Raw genomic sequence first — 18,061 nt, forward strand, 5'->3', positions numbered from 1 at the left:
ACCGCTTACTAGCCGTGATGTGGGAACGAATGTAAACTTCGTTTTTACCATAAGATCACGATTTGTTTGAAATAAAAAATTGGTTAAAAAAGGTCGTTAAAATATGAATCGAATACACTTAGCACCACGGCGCTAGCCACAATGCTGCATATTGATTTTGTAAGGTCGTCTCGGTCACATCGGCTGAGGGCTACCGAAAGCCCTCGTACAGTTCGTAATTATCTGAATCCGTGGTATAGCTATGCTGTTAGCAAGCATGCGTCGTATCAACTCAAAGAGCTGAATCTATATCAAGTGTCGTTTTACTCTAACCTGTCGTGTGTGTAGCTGATGTGCAGGATCATCTTGGAAAGCAGTTTGCAAAACCAGCAATTTGGTATTTGCGAAAAGAGTTTTGTTTTTGTTCATGGGACTTTCCTTCGTTTCTGCAAGCGCAAATGTAAGCTACTGTTCTAAATCTGCCTAACAAAAAATCAATAAAAATTATTTTTTGTACTCCAGCCAGTTCATCAGTACTTTACCGTCTGCAATTGGTAAGCGGCATTTACCGTCCTCTTACTTTACAAATATATACTTTTTTCTCTTAAAAGACCTACCCTTGCTTTCGTAAATTTTAATTACGAATTTATAAAATACTGATAATCAATTTTAAAACTAGGTATCACGCCAAACACAAGCAAGCAGATGGCCCGTGCCTACTTGTTCGAAATAGGCTTGATAAGCCTGAACCATGGCCCCTTTCTTGATCCACCCAATGGCCCGCCCCTCTGTTTGTGTTGTGTCGAAAGGTTCGACCGAAAGGTCAGCCCTCAAGTCCAACGCCCTGCGCCCATAAGCTTTATAGAGCGCCTCTTTAATACACCAATAGATATGCAGGGCCCTCAGATAATGCGCGGCCCCAGCTTGCGCTGCTTGTGCCGCCTCTGCTGTGGACAGGAACCTGGGCGCCAGGTTTTTTATCTTCCCGACGATCTGCTGTATATCAAGCCCGAAATCACATTGGCCTACTGCAACAGCTGCCAGGCCATGAGAGTGGCTTATCGATACTTGCTGGCTGCTGCCCGGTAAGAACGGTTTGCCGAATTCGTCCTTTACAATAGGTGCCCTCTCTGCTCGACCGGAAAGCTCATGTACAAGCCAACGGCTGGCCAGCCATTCCAAACGATGCCGCCCCCGCAGACGCACGAAGTGGCCAGCCTCTGTTTCAGAGAGCTGCAACCGTTCCAAAAACCAGTTTTCTTCTTCTGCAATAGACCAGACCGCTACATCCATAGGGAAGGGGCTGTGGTCATATCTTTTCAAAATAGGCATGCCTTTCCATATTGCGTGAGCCCCAAACCTTGCCAAACACAAACCATATGCAGGCACGGGGCGTTATTCCACACAAAGCTAAACAATACCAGAATGACTGCCTTAAAAGTGACTGCAACGGCACGGCTTACCGGCCACAACGCTTCTATTTTCGCCCTTTCCCCTGGCCGGTCTTCCCAAGAGTTCTTTTCGGGGGCAGGAGAAGGCTGGATAGCGGCATGGGACTTAGAGCAGCCTCAGGACGGCAAGCTGGAAGCACAAGTGCAACAGCAGATATTCAGCTTGGCCTTCGAAGAAAAATCAGGACAGATCATCGCTGGCGACATGAACGGGGGCGTGCACTTCATAAATCCGGGGCAGCCCGAGGGCAGCCGGAGCATCCGCCACCACCAAAAAGGGGTATTCGCTATCAAAGCGGTACAAGGCTGGGCCTTCACCGGTGGGGGGCTTGGCAAAATAACCAAATGGGACCCCGCTACAGCCCGCCCATTGGAAAGCCTCCAACTGACTGGGCAAAGCATCAGGGCCATTACCGTATCTCCTGATCAAAAGATAATGGCCGTCGGCTGTAGCGACAACAATATTTACCTGATAGAGCCCGCCTCCATGCAAGTGCTGGCCAGGCAGGAGCAAGCCCACGACAATTCCGTATTTGCGCTTTGCTTTTCTATCGACGGGCAAACGCTGTTCAGTGGTGGCCGGGATGCCCACCTCAAAGCATGGGCTATTGCCGGCCCATCTATATCGCCCCTCGCTGACATCCCTGCACACTGGTTTACCATCAATAGCCTGGCGCTCCACCCGCAGGGGCTATGGCTCGCCTCTGCCAGCCGCGATAAAACCATCAAAATTTGGGACCCTGGCTCTCTGGCGCTCCTCAAAGTGCTCGAAGCGGGCAGAGACAGCGGCCACATCAACTCAGTCAACAGCCTATTTTGGTCTAGCTGCCACGGCCAGCTCATTTCTGCCTCCGATGACCGCTCCATTATTGTTTGGCAAGTAGAAGGGCGTTAAATTGCCTGCATGAAGCACCTGCTACTTATACTGCTTGGGGGAATGTCGGCCTGCAACAACCCTGTCCCACCAACCGTGCCTCAACCGCACGCAGCCTATGCCGCCAGCTTGTGGAAAGGGGCTGCCCGAGATACCACCCTGAAACTGGCGTTTGACGAATCCCGCCACCGGGCCAGCCCAGAGCTGCTCAACGAATGCAGGGTACAAGCACAACGGGCCGCCGCATGGCTGCCCAGCCCAATCAATGGACCGTTTACCTTCGTCCTACACCCTTCTATAGAAGAAAAAGGGCTCTTGCTCAACAATACCAGCCCGGTACAGCTCGTGCCAGAAAAAAAGGAAGCCCACCTCGTGCTCAACGCCTACTTTGGCAGCGCGCAACTAGGGCTGCAGAACCTGCTTTTCATCCGGTCTGCCCTTGGGAGCCCGGCACAGCCCTTCCTGGAAGAAGGGCTCGCTATTCAGTTTAATGAGCAATGGCAAGGCAAGGGGGCCGATTACTGGTCCGCAAAATTGCTAGCCTGCCGCCTTTTGCCTTCCCCAAAAGCACTCTGCAACAGCCAATGGCTAGAAAATGCCCCACCGCTGATCCGGCAGGCTGCTGCAGCCAGCTTTGCCCGCTTCTTGCTCACCAAATGGGGCAAAACCGAATTCCTCCAAAAATATGTGCAGTGGCAGCCCGGGCCTGCCGCGCTCGAGCAGCTCCAACAGGAATGGGCCGCCTACCTCAAGGCCGTACCGATGGATGCTTCCGCAGAGCAGCGCGAAGTGCCGGGGTACTGGAAAGGCTTCAACTTCGCGCACGAAGGCTATTCCATATATAATGGCTACGGCTCTCGCCTTTCGGCAAAAATGCTGCGGGAAATCCGGGGTGCTGGCGCCAATGCCATTGCGCTCGTCCCTTACTCCTACATGCGGGATGCAAATGCCCCCTCCCCCATACCGGTCATGCAGCGGGCAGGGACCGAAACCGACGAGAGCACCATCAGAGATGCGGCGTTCGCTAAGGGGATAGGCCTGAAAACCGTCCTGAAGCCCCAAATCTGGCTGGGCAGGGGGCAATGGCCCGGTGATGTGCGCATGGCATCCGAACAAGACTGGGAGCAGTTTTTCAGTTACTACAGCCTATGGATCGGGCATTATGCCATACTCGCAGCAGTACAGGACATCGACCTGCTCTGCGTTGGCGTTGAGTTTGCCCAGGCCACACTGGCCAGGCCTAATGACTGGCGCAAGCTGTTCGGGCAGATAAAAACGCTCTACCCTGGGCCTATCACCTATGCCGCCAATTGGGGGGAGGAGTTCGAAAAGGTGGCGTTCTGGGACAGCGTGGACGCCATCGGGCTAAACTGCTACTACCCTCTGAGCCAGGACAAAGAACCGGACAGGGCCACTCTCGAATCTGCCTTCCGGCAAAAAATGGAGTTGGCCAGGCGAATCAGCCAACGCTACCAAAAGCCTATCCTATTGACTGAAATTGGCTTCACCAGCACACCTACGCCCTGGGCCTCCCCTCATGTAGACGGAAGGGGCGAAGCCTATTCCGGCCATACTCAGCAGCTTTGTTACCAGGTAGCTACTGAGGGCATCCAAGGACAGGAAGGCTGGCTGAAAGGCATTTTGTGGTGGAAGTACCCCTCCCACCCCAATCACGGGGGCAAGGGCCACACGGGCTTTACCCCCCGCGGCAAACCCACTGCGGATATACTGCCACAGCTTTTCGGCTCCCTGCCAGATTAAGTGCAGGCCAGGGCTTCTATGGTTCATCATAAAATCAATACCTTCGCCCTTATCATCTCGCGGCCTCGCCGCTTAACCGATTGCTATGATCCTTTCTGATACCAAAATCCTGGAGAGCATTGAAAAGGGCGAGATCGTTATTGAGCCCTTCCTGCCCGAATGCCTCGGCACCAATTCCTACGATGTGCACCTCGGCAAATACCTCGCTTATTACAAAGACCACATCCTGGATGCTCGCCGGCACAACGAGATAGAGCATATCGAAATCCCGGAGCAAGGGTTTGTCCTACACCCCAACACCCTCTACCTCGGAGTCACTCAGGAGTATACGGAAACGCACAACTCCGTCCCTTTCCTCGAAGGCAAATCCAGTGTGGGGCGATTGGGCATCGACATCCACGCTACCGCAGGCAAAGGGGATGTGGGCTTCTGCAATACCTGGACGCTGGAAATCAGCTGCACCCACCCGGTCCGCGTCTATGCTGGCATGCCCATCGGGCAGCTGATCTATTTCATGGTGGAAGGGGATATCAAAAACTATTACAACAAAAAAAAGAACGCCAAATACACTGAGCGCACCGTACGCCCCGTTGAGAGCATGATGTGGCGCAATAAATTCTAGCCTGCGCACAAATGCCAACAGGCGGGCGCCAAAATGCCGCAGGTTTTAGCCTCAGTAGGGCGCCGGCCTAGCGCTGCGCAGGGGTATTAGAGCTTGTTTGGATTTTACCCTTCGGGCTGCTCTTGCCAAATTTTGTCCTGCTCTTCGTTGTTCTTCGGTCACGTAGCTAAGGCTATTGGATTCAAGAATGGGGCCCTTTGTCCCATTCTTGAATATATCACGCCTCGATCAGGGCAAAATTTGGCTGCGTTCGCTCCAAAAGCAAAATCCGAACAAGCTCTAAGCCCGATAGGGCCGAGCGAAAAGCGAGCCCCGCAGCATAGCGGCACCTGCCCACTGGCAGGGGCAGGCCCCATTGTCAACTACGGGCCATGGCAGCCCCAAACGTTACTTTTCTGGCCGTATGCGTCTTGCTATTCAGCAGGTTTTGGTAATTTTATGCCAAACTGCTGCTTGCCGTCCTTGCAAGCTCCAACAGACGGTGAGGGTTTCACTAACAAACTACATAATCCCAATGCTACACAAATCTCTACCCCTTGCAGGGCTCATCCTGTTATTACCGCTTTTCTGCCTGGCACAGGTGTTCGACAGCCAGCTTTCCCCCCTCATCACCCGTGTGGGCGACATACAGAAGATCAGGGTGCTCCCCAACGGCAGCTTTTACGCCGCCGGCGACTTCACCCTCGCCAATCGTACCGAAGAGAGCAGCGTAGCCCGCTTTCTTACCGACGGCTCGCTCGATGAGAGCTTTCAAGCTACGCTGCCCTTCTCTACTACCGCCTTGGCCGTACAGCCCGACGGCAAAGTGATCATCGGCGGTTTTTTCACGGGGCCTTCTGCCCCAGAAGGGCTGACCATCCTCCGGCTCAATACAGATGGCAGCCAAGACTTGACGTTTCAGGCTGGCTTTATCCCACAAGGCAACATCAACGACATTGAGGTCGAATTCAATGGTACTATACTGGTGGCCGGCTCTTTCACGCTCTATGATGGTATGGCGGCTCAGGGCTTGGTCAGGCTAAACGACAACGGCAGCCTTCAGCAGATCATCAGCCTCGACCCCAACCGGACCATTTTTGCCAACGACCTCATCACTCAGGTCAATGGGCGCTTTGCCGTAGCCGGCGTAGCCGTAGGCGGCCCCAACGGCCCGGAGGGTTACCTTTCCTACCGGACCTACAATGGCGTACCTGTGGGCAACTTCTCTTACTCTTCAGACCTGCCCGGTGTCAACAACTTCATGACTTCCGTCCGGGACATCACCTTTGACAACCTCGGGCGCATCGTGCTGACCGCGAGCACCTTCCTCATCCGCTATGCTGTCGTTGTCCTGAATGTAGATGGCAGTATCAACAACTGGAGCGATATCTTTGGCATTCCCATGGATGTAGCACTCGACCCGCAAGGCTCCGTGCTCGTAGCTGGAGAGTTCAATGGCGTAAACGCGGTGCACCGCTACCTCCCCAATGAAGGGCTCGACTTTTATAACGCTGGCCCCGGCGCAGATGGTGTCATACGCGAAATGGTCGTTGCCGACGACGGGCGCATCCTCCTCGGCGGCAACTTCAGCCGGTTCAACGGAGCAGCGGCCCTGGGCCTGGAGCGGCTCTCGCCAACTGGCCTTCCCATCCCTTCTTTCAACCCTGCTGTAGAACGCCCCGGGCGGGTCCTCTCCATTGCACGCTACGACGACAGCCGGGTCTGTATCGGGGGCGATTTCACTATGATCGGGAATACCTTCAGCCCCAATATCGCCAGGCTGATGCTCTCCGATGGCACTTATGACCCCTCCTTCAGCCAGCCGGGCATCAGCTACCGGAACATCATCCGCACCATCACTGTAGACCCGCAGGGCAGGATATACCTGGGCGGCACCAACAACAACACAGGGAGCAATATCGCACAGTCACCTGTACTAAGGCTTATGCCTGATGGGCAGATCGACGGATCTTTCGCCCCTTCGCCCCTCCCTTTGGGCGAGATCAACAGCTTGGTCCCGCTCGGCAACGGGCAGGTGCTTGCGGTGGGCAACTTCAATGTCTTCAACCCAGGTATTATTGCGCAGAGCGCAACCGTATACGAAGCCAATGGCGCCATCAATACCGCCTTCTCTGACCGCTTCAGCGGGCAGGCCAGGGCCGCTTTACAGCAGGCCGATGGCAATATCCTGCTCGCCGGGCCAGGCATGAGCCTCGACGGTGCCCCCTCTGCCCCCATGCTCAGGCTCACGCCCAGCTTGCAGATAGACGGCAGCTTCTCCGCCCCAGCTGGATTCACCTGCCTGGAGGGCTGTGAGGTCCACATGGCTGAACTGCCCAATGGGCAGCTGATGATTGGCGGAGCGTTTGCAGTAGGGGCCGACTCCCTGCTCGTCAGGCTTCAGCCAGGAGGGCAGCTCGATGCCAGCTTTCAGCTCGATGGGCCGCTGAGCCCGGAAAGCGATGAAGAAGAAGCCATTGCAGCCCCAAGCGCTATCGCGCTGATGGCCAACGATCAAATCTTAGTGGTCGCCCCCGCCGATTCCATCGGGGCCACCCCCATCAACAGATTGGTGCTGATCGGCAATGACGGGCAAGTGAGCATGCCCCTCAACGGGGATGCCTTCGAAACACAGCTCCCGGAAACCGTACTGCCCCTCAGCAGCAACACCGCCCTCATCGGCGGCACCCTCATCGACCCCGCCCGGCCCGGCCACTTCGCCCTCGCGCGCATCGCTATCCCGATAATGGCCAATGCGGACATCAGCGGAGAGGTCCTTGACATCAATGGCGAACCGGTCATTGGGGCGCAGGTGAGCCTTCAGGGAGGGGCTACCGCCACCACCCAAACCGATGAAAACGGCGCTTTTAGTTTCGAAGGGCTGAATGCAGGGCTCAGCTATACCCTCAGCGCAGCCCTCGACACCATGCCCCTTAATGGCGTATCTACGCTAGACCTCATACTCATCAACCAACATATCCTAGGGCTCAACCTCTTCGGCGGGCCACTGCCCTACCTCGCTGCCGACATCAACAACACCTCCTCTATCACTATTTTGGACATGATCGGCATCCGGAAAGCCATTTTGGGCATTTCCACAACGGTAGGCGACAACCCCAGCTGGAAGTTCGTACCTCAAGCGTTCACCTTTTCCAGCCCTTCCAACCCTTGGGCTACGGACATCCCAAGCACCATCAGCATCAACGCCCTCCCGCTGGAAGGGGTTGCCGATGCTGACTTTGTGGGCATAAAAATGGGCGATGTCAACGGGGACGCAGATACCGGCAACTAAGCTCTTTGTGCCCGGGCTGGCCATATACTGCCCGGGCGCAACCCAAAATCAAGGCTCGCCAACGGAGGAGGGTACAGGGCAGCCTGTTCTTTTTCTGGGGCCTCCCCTCGCCTCAAGGCTCGGGGCGTTACGCTGCGGGGCTCGCTATCCGCTCGGCCCTATCGGGCTGGCCCACCCCTCCGCATCACTAGGCCAGCACAGCAGGGAGAAATGCCCCTCAGACGGTGCCACGGTGTGAAATCAGCCGGCGGTTCCGTATCTTCCGCTTTCTTCCAGCCAAGAAGCATTTATGAACCTACGGATCATCTCCGCTGGCGCCGGCAGCGGAAAAACTTACCGGCTAACACAAGAGCTCACCCAGCTCCTCGGATCGGGCGTAAGGCCAAGCGGCGTTATTGCCACCACCTTTACCAACAAGGCTGCCGCAGAGCTGCAGGAGCGCGTCCGGGTAAAGCTATTGGAAAAAGGGATGCCAGACGCCGCCGATGAGCTCTCCAATGCACTGATCGGCACCGTACACAGCATGGGGGTCAAGCTCTTGCAACGCTTTGCCTTTGAAGCCGGAGTATCCCCTGAAGTCGCTATCATTGTCGAAGAAGACCAGCAAGACCTGTTCAACCGCTCCCTGACCACAGTACTCACCCAGGAGAAAACCCTCGCCATGGAAGCCCTGAGCGAGAAACTCGGCCTGGCCAAAGACAATAAAGGGGATTGGCGCAGCACCCTCAAAGAGCTGACGGAGCTGGCCCGCTCTCACGATTTCTCCATTGCGGTGCTCCGCCAAAGCAAAGAGCGTTCCTTCCAAGAGTTTCAGGCACTCATCGGCCCGCCTGCAGCACAACATGGCCAGGAGCAACAGCTCATCACCCTCGCCCAGCAGGCCATTGCCGCCATCGAACAGGGCCCCGACGAAACCAAAGCCACACAGCAAGCAGTACAAACCCTCAAAGGCCTGATCCGGCAGCTGGAAGTTCAAGGCTACCTGCTTTGGCACGAATGGGCAAAAATTGCTAAGCTCAAACCCGGCGCAAAAAGCAAAGAAGCCCTGGAAGAAGTCACCGCCTTCGCAGAAAAGCACTACGAGCACCCCGCTTTCCATGAGGACATCCAGCAATTTATCGAACAGCTGTTTGAGCTGGGCATAGCGGCTATCGAAGAGTACGCGCGCTACAAAAAACAACGGGGGCTGATCGATTATACCGATATGGAAACCCTGGTCAACCGCCTGCTAGGCCACCCCAAAGTCCGGGAAGTGCTCCAGGCAGAGATTGACCTCCTCATGGTAGATGAGTTCCAGGACACCAGCCCGATCCAACTAGAGATATTCCTTAAGCTATCCCGTATCGCCAAGCATTCTATTTGGGTCGGCGACCCCAAGCAATCCATCTATGGCTTCCGTGGCGCAGACCCAGAGCTGATGCAGGCCATCATTCAGGCCCAGGGCGGCATCAGGCCAGCCGATATCCAATCTTATTCCTGGCGGTCGAGAGCGCTTATTGTACACACCACTAATGCCATTTTCACCAAAGCTTTTGACAACCTGCCCGCCAGCCAGGTTGCACTAAAGCCCAAGCGATGCAAAGACGGCAGCGGCCACAGCGACTGCCTGAACAAAGGCCCCGAGCCAGAAGCCCTTTCCCACCCTATTATCCACTGGCACTTTGAGCACGATTGGGGGAAGCGCCCACCCGGAAAACCCTGGATGGAAGACTGCCTGGCCGATACCCTCAAACGGTGGCTGGAACGCACGCCCCATATCCAGCCCAAAGGCGGGCAGGGCACCCGCCCGGCACGCCCAGGGGACGTTGCCATACTTTGCAAATCCAACTACAATTGCGAAGCAGTAGCAAGCGCACTTCACCGTGCAGGGCTCAAAGCCGCCATCTCCCGTACAGGGCTGCTGAAAACAGCCGAAGCCCGTTACATCCTGGCCTGCCTGCGCTACCTCATCAGCCCCTACGATGCCCTTTCTGTTGCAGAGACGATGGTCCTCAGCGGCTCACACCGCATCGAAGAGGTACTGTCTGAGCGCCTTGCATTCCTAGAGCAAGAAGACGGCAAAATCTGGTCGCCCGATGCAGCCGTCACCCGGCAGCTCAATGCGCTCCGCGGGCAGACCGGAGAGCTGTCGAGCGCTGAAACACTCGACCTACTGCTGGAGGAGCTACAACTGCGCCGGGAAATCAGCAGATGGGGCAGCCCACGGCAGCGCCTGGCTAATGTAGATGCCTTACGGCAATATGCCCTACAGTACGAATCGGGCTGCGACCGTATGCACACCGCAGCCTCTACCGGCGGCTTCCTCCTCTGGCTTGCTGCGCTAGCGCAAAATGGGCAAGACAAACAGGGCTCCGGGGAAGGGCCTGACGCCGTGAACGTCCTGACCTACCACAAAAGCAAAGGGCTGGAGTGGCCCGTTGTCATTTGCCACGACCTGGAGAATAAGCTGCGGGCGGATGCCTGGGGCTTTGACATCCTGTCGGATGATGAAGCCATCGACCTCGGCCACATCCTGAGCAACCGGTGGCTGCGCTACTGGCCCAACCCCTACGCTGACCAATACCGCAAAACCTTTTGGCACGAACAGCTGCTCGCCCACCCGGCCAGCGAACGGGCCAAAACCAAAGCCCTGGCTGAAGAAGCACGGGTGTTGTATGTTGGCATCACAAGGGCACGAGACTACCTTATTTTCCCTACCCGGCAGGCGCCTGCCAAATGGCTGAACCGGGTATGGCACAAAGGACAGGAAGACTACCCTGTCCTTGAGCCACATACCGAAGAGACCCCCTGGATGTGGGAAAAAACCTATATCAACAAGGAAACAGAAGTTTTCCCCTACCCACGGAGCTTCACTCATGCCGAAACGGAGGCTGCCCAGGCTTCAGCCTACCTTTCCCCTCCTGCTGGAAAAATGAAAGCCCCCTTGCCCTTTGCATGGGGCCTGCAGGATCGGGTGCCGGCGGCAGGGCTGAAAATTGGCAGCCACACCAGATATGCCCCACCTTTGGCTGTAGCAGAAGGGGATGACCGGCGCGCAGCCGGGCTGGTCATGCAGCGGCTTTTGCTTGCGAGCTCGCCCGCTTACAGCACAGAGGAACAGCTCCTCATGGTAAAAGGGCTGCAGAGCCGCTTTGAAGCCGAACAGACCGGGGGCGCAACCTTCCTAAGGCAGGCAGCAGCCTGGCAGCAGCAGGAACACCATCACTTTAACGGCTGGCAGGCACAGCGCTTCTACCCCATTTGCTTCGACTTCAAAGGGCGCCAATTTAAGACAACGTGGGATGCCGTTTACCAATCGCAGGAAGAAGCGGTTATTGTCAAGCACTTGCAGGCCGATTTGCCGGCAGATGCCAGCCTGAACAATCAGCTGTTGCGCCAGGAAGGGGCGTGGTGCGCCCTTAGCCTTATCTATGCCCAACAGCTGTTCCAAGGCTGCCGTACAAAGGTATGGCTGCACTTGCCACTCCAAGGGTATTTTGTAGAGCTGACAGCCTAAGAGAGGTGCTTGGAGCTCGTATGCCAAAAACCTCCTGTATCTTTAGCGTTTGTTTATGAAGGTTTTGGAAGCGGCATGGGTGAATACTTTGCCAGATTAAGAGCGTAAACCAAAATGCCGCAGGGCTTTAGGCTTAGCGCTGCGAAGGGGTGGCAAGCCCGACAGGGCCGAGCGGATAGCGAGCCCCGTAGCATAGCGGCACCTGCCCGCTGCCCTACCCTTGCGGCAGGGGCAGGCCCCTATCCTTGCGGAGGGGGCAAGCAAAAAACGACAATTTAGCCTGCGCCCCCCTTTAACCCCATTTCTTCATACCAAGATATGTGGGCCCTGACTTGGCGGACTACTATAAACTCTTTTAATGAAATGATAATTCCAGAGCAGAAATGATCGTTTTCTCCCTCTGAACCGTTAACTTAAATCAAGGCTTGGAAAATACACAATTGCCGGCAAGGCCTTTCCATCCCCCCAGAGTAAAACCCGTTGACCATGAAAAGAATTCAGCTTTTGGGCACCCTTTGCCTGCTCCTTTCCTTAACAGCCCTACAGGCTCAGGGCAATGCCCACCAAGAGTACATTGAACGATTCAAAGAAATTGCAATCCGGGAAATGGAGCGTGCCGGCATACCTGCCAGCATCAAGCTGGCGCAAGGCATCTTGGAATCAGCGGGCGGGGGCAGCGAGCTGGCGCGCAGGGCCAACAACCATTTCGGCATCAAGTGCGGCAGTGCCTGGGATGGGAAAAAGTACTACAAAAAAGACGATGACTACAACGACCGGGGCGAGCTGATCGAGTCTTGCTTCCGGCATTACAAAAACCCCGATGCCAGCTATATTGCACACTCTGAATTCCTGCGAGACCCCCGCAAGCAATACCGCTACGGCTTTCTTTTCCGCCTTGACCCCACGGATTACAAAGGTTGGGCCCGCGGACTGAAACAAGCCGGCTATGCCACAAGCGCGACCTACAGCATAAAACTGATCGATATCATAGAGCGGTACGACTTGCACCGGTACGACCTGCTCTCCTCCACTGATGTCATTGCTGGCGGCACAACCGTGCCCGGGCTGGGAGACGAAGGCTTCGACGATTCGAACGCACCTACCGTCATACCAGGCTTGGTATTCCGCAATAACGATGTACAGTATGCCCTGGCCGCCGAAGGTGAAACCCTACAGAATGTGGCGCTTCGGACGGGCACCGATCTGGCCCGCATCGTAGGCTATAATGAAAGCCGCTACACCCGCAATCAGCCCCTGCCGCAGGGCACCGTTGTCTACGTGCAGCCCAAGCGCAACAGTTTCCGCGGCAAGCGGCAGTGGCACTACGTGAAGGAAGGCGAAACCCTCTTCAGTATCTCACAGCTCTATGGCATAGACCTGGGCCGCCTTATCCGCAGGAATCAGCTGGAAGAAGGGCAAATGCCCGTTGTGGGAGAGCGATTGAAAATCCGCGGCTGGAATGTAAGCGACCCGCCCCGTATCCAATCAGAAGGGCCTACCGCGCCACAACCGCCCAAAGATGACGAGCTCAACTTCCCGAAGCCGGAGCCTCCCGTCATTACCGAGCCCAGCCCGCGGCCTATTGTGGTAGAAGACGAAGAATTTGACCTCGATGACGGGTTTGATTTCAGTGATGACCTCTTGGACCCTATCACACCGGAAGGGAGTGCCCCGTGGACCTCAGGCACGCCACAAGAGCCGGGCGAGCCCGTATCCCCTGTAGTGCCAGACTTCCCTGATACGGGGTTTGGCAACAACAACGGTGGGGTCACCACACCGCCTGTTCAGCCGGAAGAGCCGGCAACACCGGCGGCGACCCAAAACTATCATACTGTGGCCAAAGGGGATACGCTCTATAACATCTCGCGGCGGTACAGCCTGTCGGTAGACCAGCTCAAAGCACTGAACAACCTCAGCGGCAATACGATTTTTATAGGGCAGCAGCTGCGGGTAAAGTAATTCTAATGGCATGGGCAGCCACTGTTTTTGCCCATGCCATAAAAATTGGAGACCTTTGCGCAAAATCTTAAGCAAATATGAAGCGACTACTACTTTGGGCAACAATAGCCCTTTCCCCCATAGCCCTGAGTGCGCAGGGCACCGTTTATGGTGTAAAGGGGGGGCTCACCATGGCAACACAACAGTGGCAGTCCTTTGACCGGCAGCCCTTGCTCCTCCCCCACGGCGACTTTTTCATAGAGGATGTGCCAGAAAGCAACACCTTTGCCCTTTTCGCCTCTTTGGGCTACCACCCTAGGGGCAGTGCCATCCGCAATCAGATAGGGCAGAACTTCTTCAATGGGCAGCAGGTGCGCATCCCGCCTCAGCGCTTCGTTTTCCACAACGCCTCACTGGTGCTCGGCGCCAAGCAGAAATTCGATATCGGGCGTGAAAATGCACGGTTCTTCTATGCTATCGGTATCCGGGGAGAATACACCTTTGACACCAACCTCGAGGAGTTTTCCGAGTTCAACAGTGCTTTTGCCAGCTTTGCGACCTTCCCGGTAGACGACCCCACCTACATCCGGGAAATCAATTACGGGGTCACCCTGGGCGGGGGCATGGAGTATACCCTGGGCGAATTTGTAGGGATGTCTCTTGAATTTAATATCCACCCCGATTTCTCGTTCCAGTACGAACAGCCGGAAATACCTAACGTGACAGACCCCTTTACCAATCAGCAACGGACCATACCCGAACGGCAGATCCGGAATATCTCTTTTGAGGTCAGCCTTGGGTTCCGGTTCCTGCGCAAAGTGATTTATATCGATTAAACCAACGGAGCGGCAGCCGCCCTCCTGAAAACCGCCATCATGCGACTACGCAGTGACAACCTGGTCAAGATATACGGAAAAAGAAAAGTGGTGAAAGGGGTTTCCCTGGAAGTCAACCAAGGGGAGATCGTGGGGCTGCTCGGCCCCAACGGGGCCGGAAAGACTACGACTTTTTACATGGTCGTTGGCTTTATCAAGCCTTACGAAGGGCAGGTATTCCTGGAAGGGGACAACATCACCGACCTGCCGATGTACAAAAGGGCGCAACGGGGCATTGGCTATTTGCCGCAAGAGCCTTCTGTATTCAGGAAGCTGAGCGTAGAAGACAACGTCAAAGCGGTTTTGGAAATGATGCCTTACCCCAAAGCAGAACAAAAAGAACGGCTGGAAAGCCTGATCGATGAGTTCGGGCTGGAGAAAGTGAGGAAGAGCAGGGGTGACACCTTATCCGGAGGGGAGCGCAGGCGTACCGAAATTGCCCGGGCGCTGGCCACCGACCCCAAGTTCATCCTCTTGGATGAGCCTTTTGCCGGGATCGACCCCATCGCCGTGGAGGATATTCAATATATCGTGGCCAAACTAAAGACCAAAAATATCGGCATCCTGATAACAGACCATAACGTTCAGGAGACGCTTTCCATTACCGACCGGGCCTACCTCATGTTCGAAGGCAATATCCTTAAAGCGGGCACCGCAGAAGAACTGGCCGCCGACGAAATGGTCCGCAAAGTCTACCTGGGCAAAAACTTCGAATTGCGCAGAAAAGTCATTGACCTCAATGAAGAACGCTAAATACCTGCCTGCCCTCTTAATGGCCCTCCTGGCCGGGCTCAGCAGCTGCGAGCCTGAGGAAACGAGCATCCGCCTCACCTCGAGCGAAAGGATACGCATAGACAGCCTGGCAAAAAAGCAGATTGATACCCTGGCTACCTTCATTGACAGCCTGTGCACCGTACAGCACGACGATATGGTGCAACAGGCCTTGGATTCTATCATTGCACTCCGCAAAGCTGAAGAGCAAAAGCTTAGAGCGCGCTTAAAGCAAAAGCAATGAGGTACTACCAACTAGCTCCCGTCTTGCTGTTGCTGCTCCTCTCCTCCTGTGCAGATGACGACCGCAATAAGAAGGCCGTAGACGCGGCTATTCAGGAAGAAGTAGACCGAAGGGTCAACAACTACCGGAAAGGCCGCCTGCAGCGGTGCTATGAGGAAGCCGTACGTGAGGCCAGTACTCTGGCTGATTCTATCTTGCTCATTCAGGCCCGCCTGTCTAGAGATACCGCCGGAAAGCCGCCAAAGCCGACCCGCCCCGAACGGCCGGAGCTTAAAACCCTCAATGACTCCCTGCTCAAAATTGCGCCTTTCCTTCCGCAAGACAGCCTGAGGAAATTAAGGAGAGACTCTGCTCAGCAGGATTGAAAACGCATTTCCCCGAACCCCCAAAACGATACCCTTTGAAGTCTAGCTTAAACGCAGAAGCCACAGCGGAGATACTGGAAGCTATCGACGCTTTCCAAACCGCTTGGAACGAAAAAAACCTCGAACGCTTTCTTCATCTTTTCACAGAAGATGCAGCATTCACAGACGTCGTTGGCCAAACAGCCGTTGGCAAAAAGGGCATCCGCGAACAACACGAGTTTGCTTTTGGAGTGGTGATGAAAAACGCCTCCCTTGAAATCAGCAACCTGCTGATCCTCGAGATTGCCCAGGGCATAGCCATGGCAACAGCCAATTGGATCAATAGAAACAGCCAAACTCCAGATGGCAGGCCCTTGCCAGAACGAAATGGCGTCATACAGTTTATCTTGCTGAAAACAAACCAGGGGTGGCGGTTCAAGATCGTGCACAACGCAGACTTCGCGCTGCCCTACCAAAAGCAGGAGCGCACCATCCGTTAGCCCTTTTCATCCTGTTGGTTGTAAAACTTCTTCAAACGGGCATTCAGCTTGCCCACCAGGCGCAGGGCATCGAACAGCTTCTGATCATCGCGGGGGAAAATACTGCCGATAAAAGCCGTGAAGTCATTGAGCCGCTGATAATAAGGGAAAGGCGGGGCCATGTTTTTCAAATCCGGCGTCATGACCACCATGGCTTCTATCCCATCCGAATAATCCTTCTGGGTTTGGCCAAAGCGAAGCAGGTAATACGGCCCATCAGGCGGGGCGATGCGGTTGTCCGGCTGCAGCTGCTCGTTCAGCAGCGCGCCCGCAAGGTCCCCGGTCTTGAGCTGTGGCGTAAAGTAATCATAGGTGAACTGTACGGCAGAGAAATCATAGGCCTCCTGGAAAGCCCGGTACATATATAAGTTGAAGGTATCGGTCTCTTCCTTTGTGGTTGCCAGCTCTTTAGCCAGCCACTTATGGCGCACGGTCCCTTCTTCCTCCTTTTCAAGCTCGCTGCGCAGGGCCTCCATTTTCCGGCGGTTGGAAGGCAGGCGGACAATCAATGTGCCCGCTTTCAGCTCCCGGATGGCTTGCCCCGGGCCAGGCGAAGGGGTGGAGCCTGCTTCCTGTGCATGCAGCAGCCCTGTACAAATGAACACCCCTATAAACATCAGCCAAAATAGTCGCATACTCAATTTGTGTAATTTACCGGGCCGGCAATCAGCCCTTTCAGGTACACAAATCTACGAAAAGCCCCGGTGCCATACCTTCAGCAATACCGCTTTATCCCCCTTCTGACGATGCCCTGTTAAGAAAAACTTATTCTCAGGCTGTTTTTGAGCCTTTCGGCAAAATGGGCGTATATATATCCACACGCAAAGGCGACAGGCCTCCGCTTCTGTCAAAAAATTAGCAAATTTGCAGATCAGAACAACCGAAAGACTATGCAATCTATAGATATCGAAGCGCTCAATCAGCAAATTTACCTGGACAGCGCATTCGTGGAGCGGCTGAAATCAGAAACCGCACAAGTCATTGTAGGGCAGCACCATATGATCGACCGCCTGCTGCTCGGCCTGCTGACCAAAGGGCATATCTTGTTGGAAGGCTTGCCCGGGCTGGCCAAGACACTGGCCATCAAAACCCTTTCGCAGGCAGTGGATGCAAGGTTCAGCCGCATTCAGTTTACGCCAGACCTACTGCCTGCCGATATCATTGGCACCATGATCTACAACCCCAGCACCAACGACTTCAACGTGCGGAAGGGGCCCATTTTTGCCAATTTCATCCTGGCTGATGAAATCAACCGGGCTCCGGCAAAAGTGCAGAGCGCACTGCTCGAAGCCATGCAGGAGCGGCAGGTGACCATCGGCACCAATACGTTCAAGCTTGAGGAGCCCTTTCTCGTCCTCGCCACCCAGAACCCTATTGAGCAGGAAGGGACCTACCCCTTGCCCGAAGCCCAGATGGACCGCTTCATGCTGAAGGTGAAAATCACTTACCCAGGCAAAGAGGATGAGCTCGAAATCATCCGCCGCAACTTGGGCAGCTCCAGCTTCGGAGCCGTCAGGCCTGTAGTCAAAACGGAAGAGATCATCAAAGCCCGCGAATCGGTCCGGAAGGTATACATGGACGAGAAAATAGAGCGCTACATACTCGACATCGTCTTTGCTACCCGTACCCCGGAAGGGCACAACTTGGGCCGCCTCAAACCCCTCATCAGCTATGGAGGATCGCCCCGGGCCAGCATCAACCTTGCTTTGGCTGCCAAAGCACAAGCTTTCCTCCACCGCCGGGGCTACGTCATCCCTGAAGATGTCCGCAGCGTTGCCCTTGATGTAATGCGCCACCGCATCGGGCTCACCTACGAGGCTGAAGCGGAGAACATCACTCAGGAAGACCTCATCCACCAAGTATTGGATGCGGTGGAAGTGCCTTAGCATTTGGAGC

General features: G+C 55.2%; 14 protein-coding genes. 12 read left to right on the forward strand and 2 right to left on the reverse strand.

Annotated elements, in window-relative coordinates; all coding sequences use genetic code 11:
- Window positions 1-654: 654 nt before the first annotated feature.
- The gene (locus tag FRY97_RS17885) at window positions 655-1,311 is read right to left on the reverse strand and encodes a 4'-phosphopantetheinyl transferase family protein (RefSeq protein ID WP_147168937.1); all 657 of its coding nucleotides are present in this window, start codon (window positions 1,309-1,311) and stop codon (window positions 655-657) included.
- A gap of 93 nt (window positions 1,312-1,404) precedes the next feature.
- Between FRY97_RS17885 and FRY97_RS17890 the strand changes: the two genes are divergently transcribed.
- The 11 genes from FRY97_RS17890 (at window position 1,405) to FRY97_RS17940 (ending at window position 16,126) form a co-directional block, all read left to right on the forward strand.
- Window positions 1,405-2,325 (forward strand): WD40 repeat domain-containing protein, encoded by a 921-nt coding sequence (locus FRY97_RS17890; RefSeq protein ID WP_170254723.1) that lies wholly within the window; start codon window positions 1,405-1,407, stop codon window positions 2,323-2,325.
- A gap of 9 nt (window positions 2,326-2,334) precedes the next feature.
- Entirely contained in the window at window positions 2,335-4,065 is a 1,731-nt protein-coding gene (locus FRY97_RS17895) for a glycoside hydrolase family 113 (RefSeq protein WP_147168939.1), read from the forward strand.
- Window positions 4,066-4,150: 85 nt separating this feature from the next.
- Entirely contained in the window at window positions 4,151-4,687 is a 537-nt protein-coding gene (dcd, locus tag FRY97_RS17900) for a dCTP deaminase (protein WP_147168940.1), read from the forward strand.
- A gap of 514 nt (window positions 4,688-5,201) precedes the next feature.
- A complete protein-coding gene (locus tag FRY97_RS17905; protein WP_170254726.1) occupies window positions 5,202-7,958 on the forward strand; it encodes a carboxypeptidase regulatory-like domain-containing protein in 2,757 nt (918 codons plus the stop codon).
- A gap of 289 nt (window positions 7,959-8,247) precedes the next feature.
- Window positions 8,248-11,454 (forward strand): UvrD-helicase domain-containing protein, encoded by a 3,207-nt coding sequence (locus FRY97_RS17910; protein ID WP_147168942.1) that lies wholly within the window; start codon window positions 8,248-8,250, stop codon window positions 11,452-11,454.
- 486 nt (window positions 11,455-11,940) lie between these two features.
- Window positions 11,941-13,413, forward strand: a complete 1,473-nt coding sequence (locus FRY97_RS17915; RefSeq protein WP_147168943.1) for a glucosaminidase domain-containing protein — start codon at window positions 11,941-11,943, stop codon at window positions 13,411-13,413.
- Window positions 13,414-13,490: 77 nt separating this feature from the next.
- On the forward strand, window positions 13,491-14,228 hold the full coding sequence (locus FRY97_RS17920) for a PorT family protein (RefSeq protein WP_147168944.1): 738 nt from the start codon (window positions 13,491-13,493) through the stop codon (window positions 14,226-14,228).
- A 39-nt stretch (window positions 14,229-14,267) separates the two neighbouring features.
- Window positions 14,268-15,020: an LPS export ABC transporter ATP-binding protein gene (lptB, locus tag FRY97_RS17925; protein ID WP_147168945.1), complete on the forward strand. Its 753-nt coding sequence runs from the start codon at window positions 14,268-14,270 to the stop codon at window positions 15,018-15,020.
- A complete protein-coding gene (locus FRY97_RS17930; RefSeq protein WP_147168946.1) occupies window positions 15,007-15,282 on the forward strand; it encodes a hypothetical protein in 276 nt (91 codons plus the stop codon). Before lptB ends, FRY97_RS17930 begins: the two co-directional genes overlap by 14 nt.
- On the forward strand, window positions 15,279-15,647 hold the full coding sequence (locus FRY97_RS17935) for a hypothetical protein (protein ID WP_147168947.1): 369 nt from the start codon (window positions 15,279-15,281) through the stop codon (window positions 15,645-15,647). Before FRY97_RS17930 ends, FRY97_RS17935 begins: the two co-directional genes overlap by 4 nt.
- 35 nt (window positions 15,648-15,682) lie before the next feature.
- Entirely contained in the window at window positions 15,683-16,126 is a 444-nt protein-coding gene (locus FRY97_RS17940; protein WP_170254728.1) for a YybH family protein, read from the forward strand.
- Here the strand turns inward: FRY97_RS17940 and FRY97_RS17945 are convergent.
- A complete protein-coding gene (locus FRY97_RS17945; protein ID WP_147168949.1) occupies window positions 16,123-16,800 on the reverse strand; it encodes a hypothetical protein in 678 nt (225 codons plus the stop codon). The genes FRY97_RS17940 and FRY97_RS17945 overlap by 4 nt on opposite strands.
- Before the next feature lie 255 nt (window positions 16,801-17,055).
- On the opposite strand from FRY97_RS17945, the gene FRY97_RS17950 reads away from it, so the two are divergent.
- Window positions 17,056-18,051 (forward strand): AAA family ATPase, encoded by a 996-nt coding sequence (locus tag FRY97_RS17950; protein WP_147168950.1) that lies wholly within the window; start codon window positions 17,056-17,058, stop codon window positions 18,049-18,051.
- Window positions 18,052-18,061: the final 10 nt, after the last annotated feature.

Origin of the sequence: Phaeodactylibacter luteus, assembly GCF_007993045.1 — a bacterium.
Classification (GTDB): Bacteria; Bacteroidota; Bacteroidia; order Chitinophagales; family Saprospiraceae; genus Phaeodactylibacter; species Phaeodactylibacter luteus.

Bases quoted from the DNA above. Each gene is read 5' to 3' on its own strand.
- FRY97_RS17890 (WP_170254723.1), top strand. From the start codon at position 1,405: ATGACTGCCTTAAAAGTGACTGCAACGGCACGGCTTACCGGCCACAAC.
- FRY97_RS17915 (WP_147168943.1), top strand. From the start codon at position 11,941: ATGAAAAGAATTCAGCTTTTGGGCACCCTTTGCCTGCTCCTTTCCTTA.
- FRY97_RS17910 (WP_147168942.1), top strand. From the start codon at position 8,248: ATGAACCTACGGATCATCTCCGCTGGCGCCGGCAGCGGAAAAACTTAC.
- FRY97_RS17945 (WP_147168949.1), bottom strand. From the start codon at position 16,800: ATGCGACTATTTTGGCTGATGTTTATAGGGGTGTTCATTTGTACAGGG.
- FRY97_RS17950 (WP_147168950.1), top strand. From the start codon at position 17,056: ATGCAATCTATAGATATCGAAGCGCTCAATCAGCAAATTTACCTGGAC.
- FRY97_RS17895 (WP_147168939.1), top strand. From the start codon at position 2,335: ATGAAGCACCTGCTACTTATACTGCTTGGGGGAATGTCGGCCTGCAAC.
- FRY97_RS17885 (WP_147168937.1), bottom strand. From the start codon at position 1,311: ATGCCTATTTTGAAAAGATATGACCACAGCCCCTTCCCTATGGATGTA.
- FRY97_RS17905 (WP_170254726.1), top strand. From the start codon at position 5,202: ATGCTACACAAATCTCTACCCCTTGCAGGGCTCATCCTGTTATTACCG.
- FRY97_RS17935 (WP_147168947.1), top strand. From the start codon at position 15,279: ATGAGGTACTACCAACTAGCTCCCGTCTTGCTGTTGCTGCTCCTCTCC.
- FRY97_RS17920 (WP_147168944.1), top strand. From the start codon at position 13,491: ATGAAGCGACTACTACTTTGGGCAACAATAGCCCTTTCCCCCATAGCC.
- FRY97_RS17930 (WP_147168946.1), top strand. From the start codon at position 15,007: ATGAAGAACGCTAAATACCTGCCTGCCCTCTTAATGGCCCTCCTGGCC.
- lptB (WP_147168945.1), top strand. From the start codon at position 14,268: ATGCGACTACGCAGTGACAACCTGGTCAAGATATACGGAAAAAGAAAA.
- dcd (WP_147168940.1), top strand. From the start codon at position 4,151: ATGATCCTTTCTGATACCAAAATCCTGGAGAGCATTGAAAAGGGCGAG.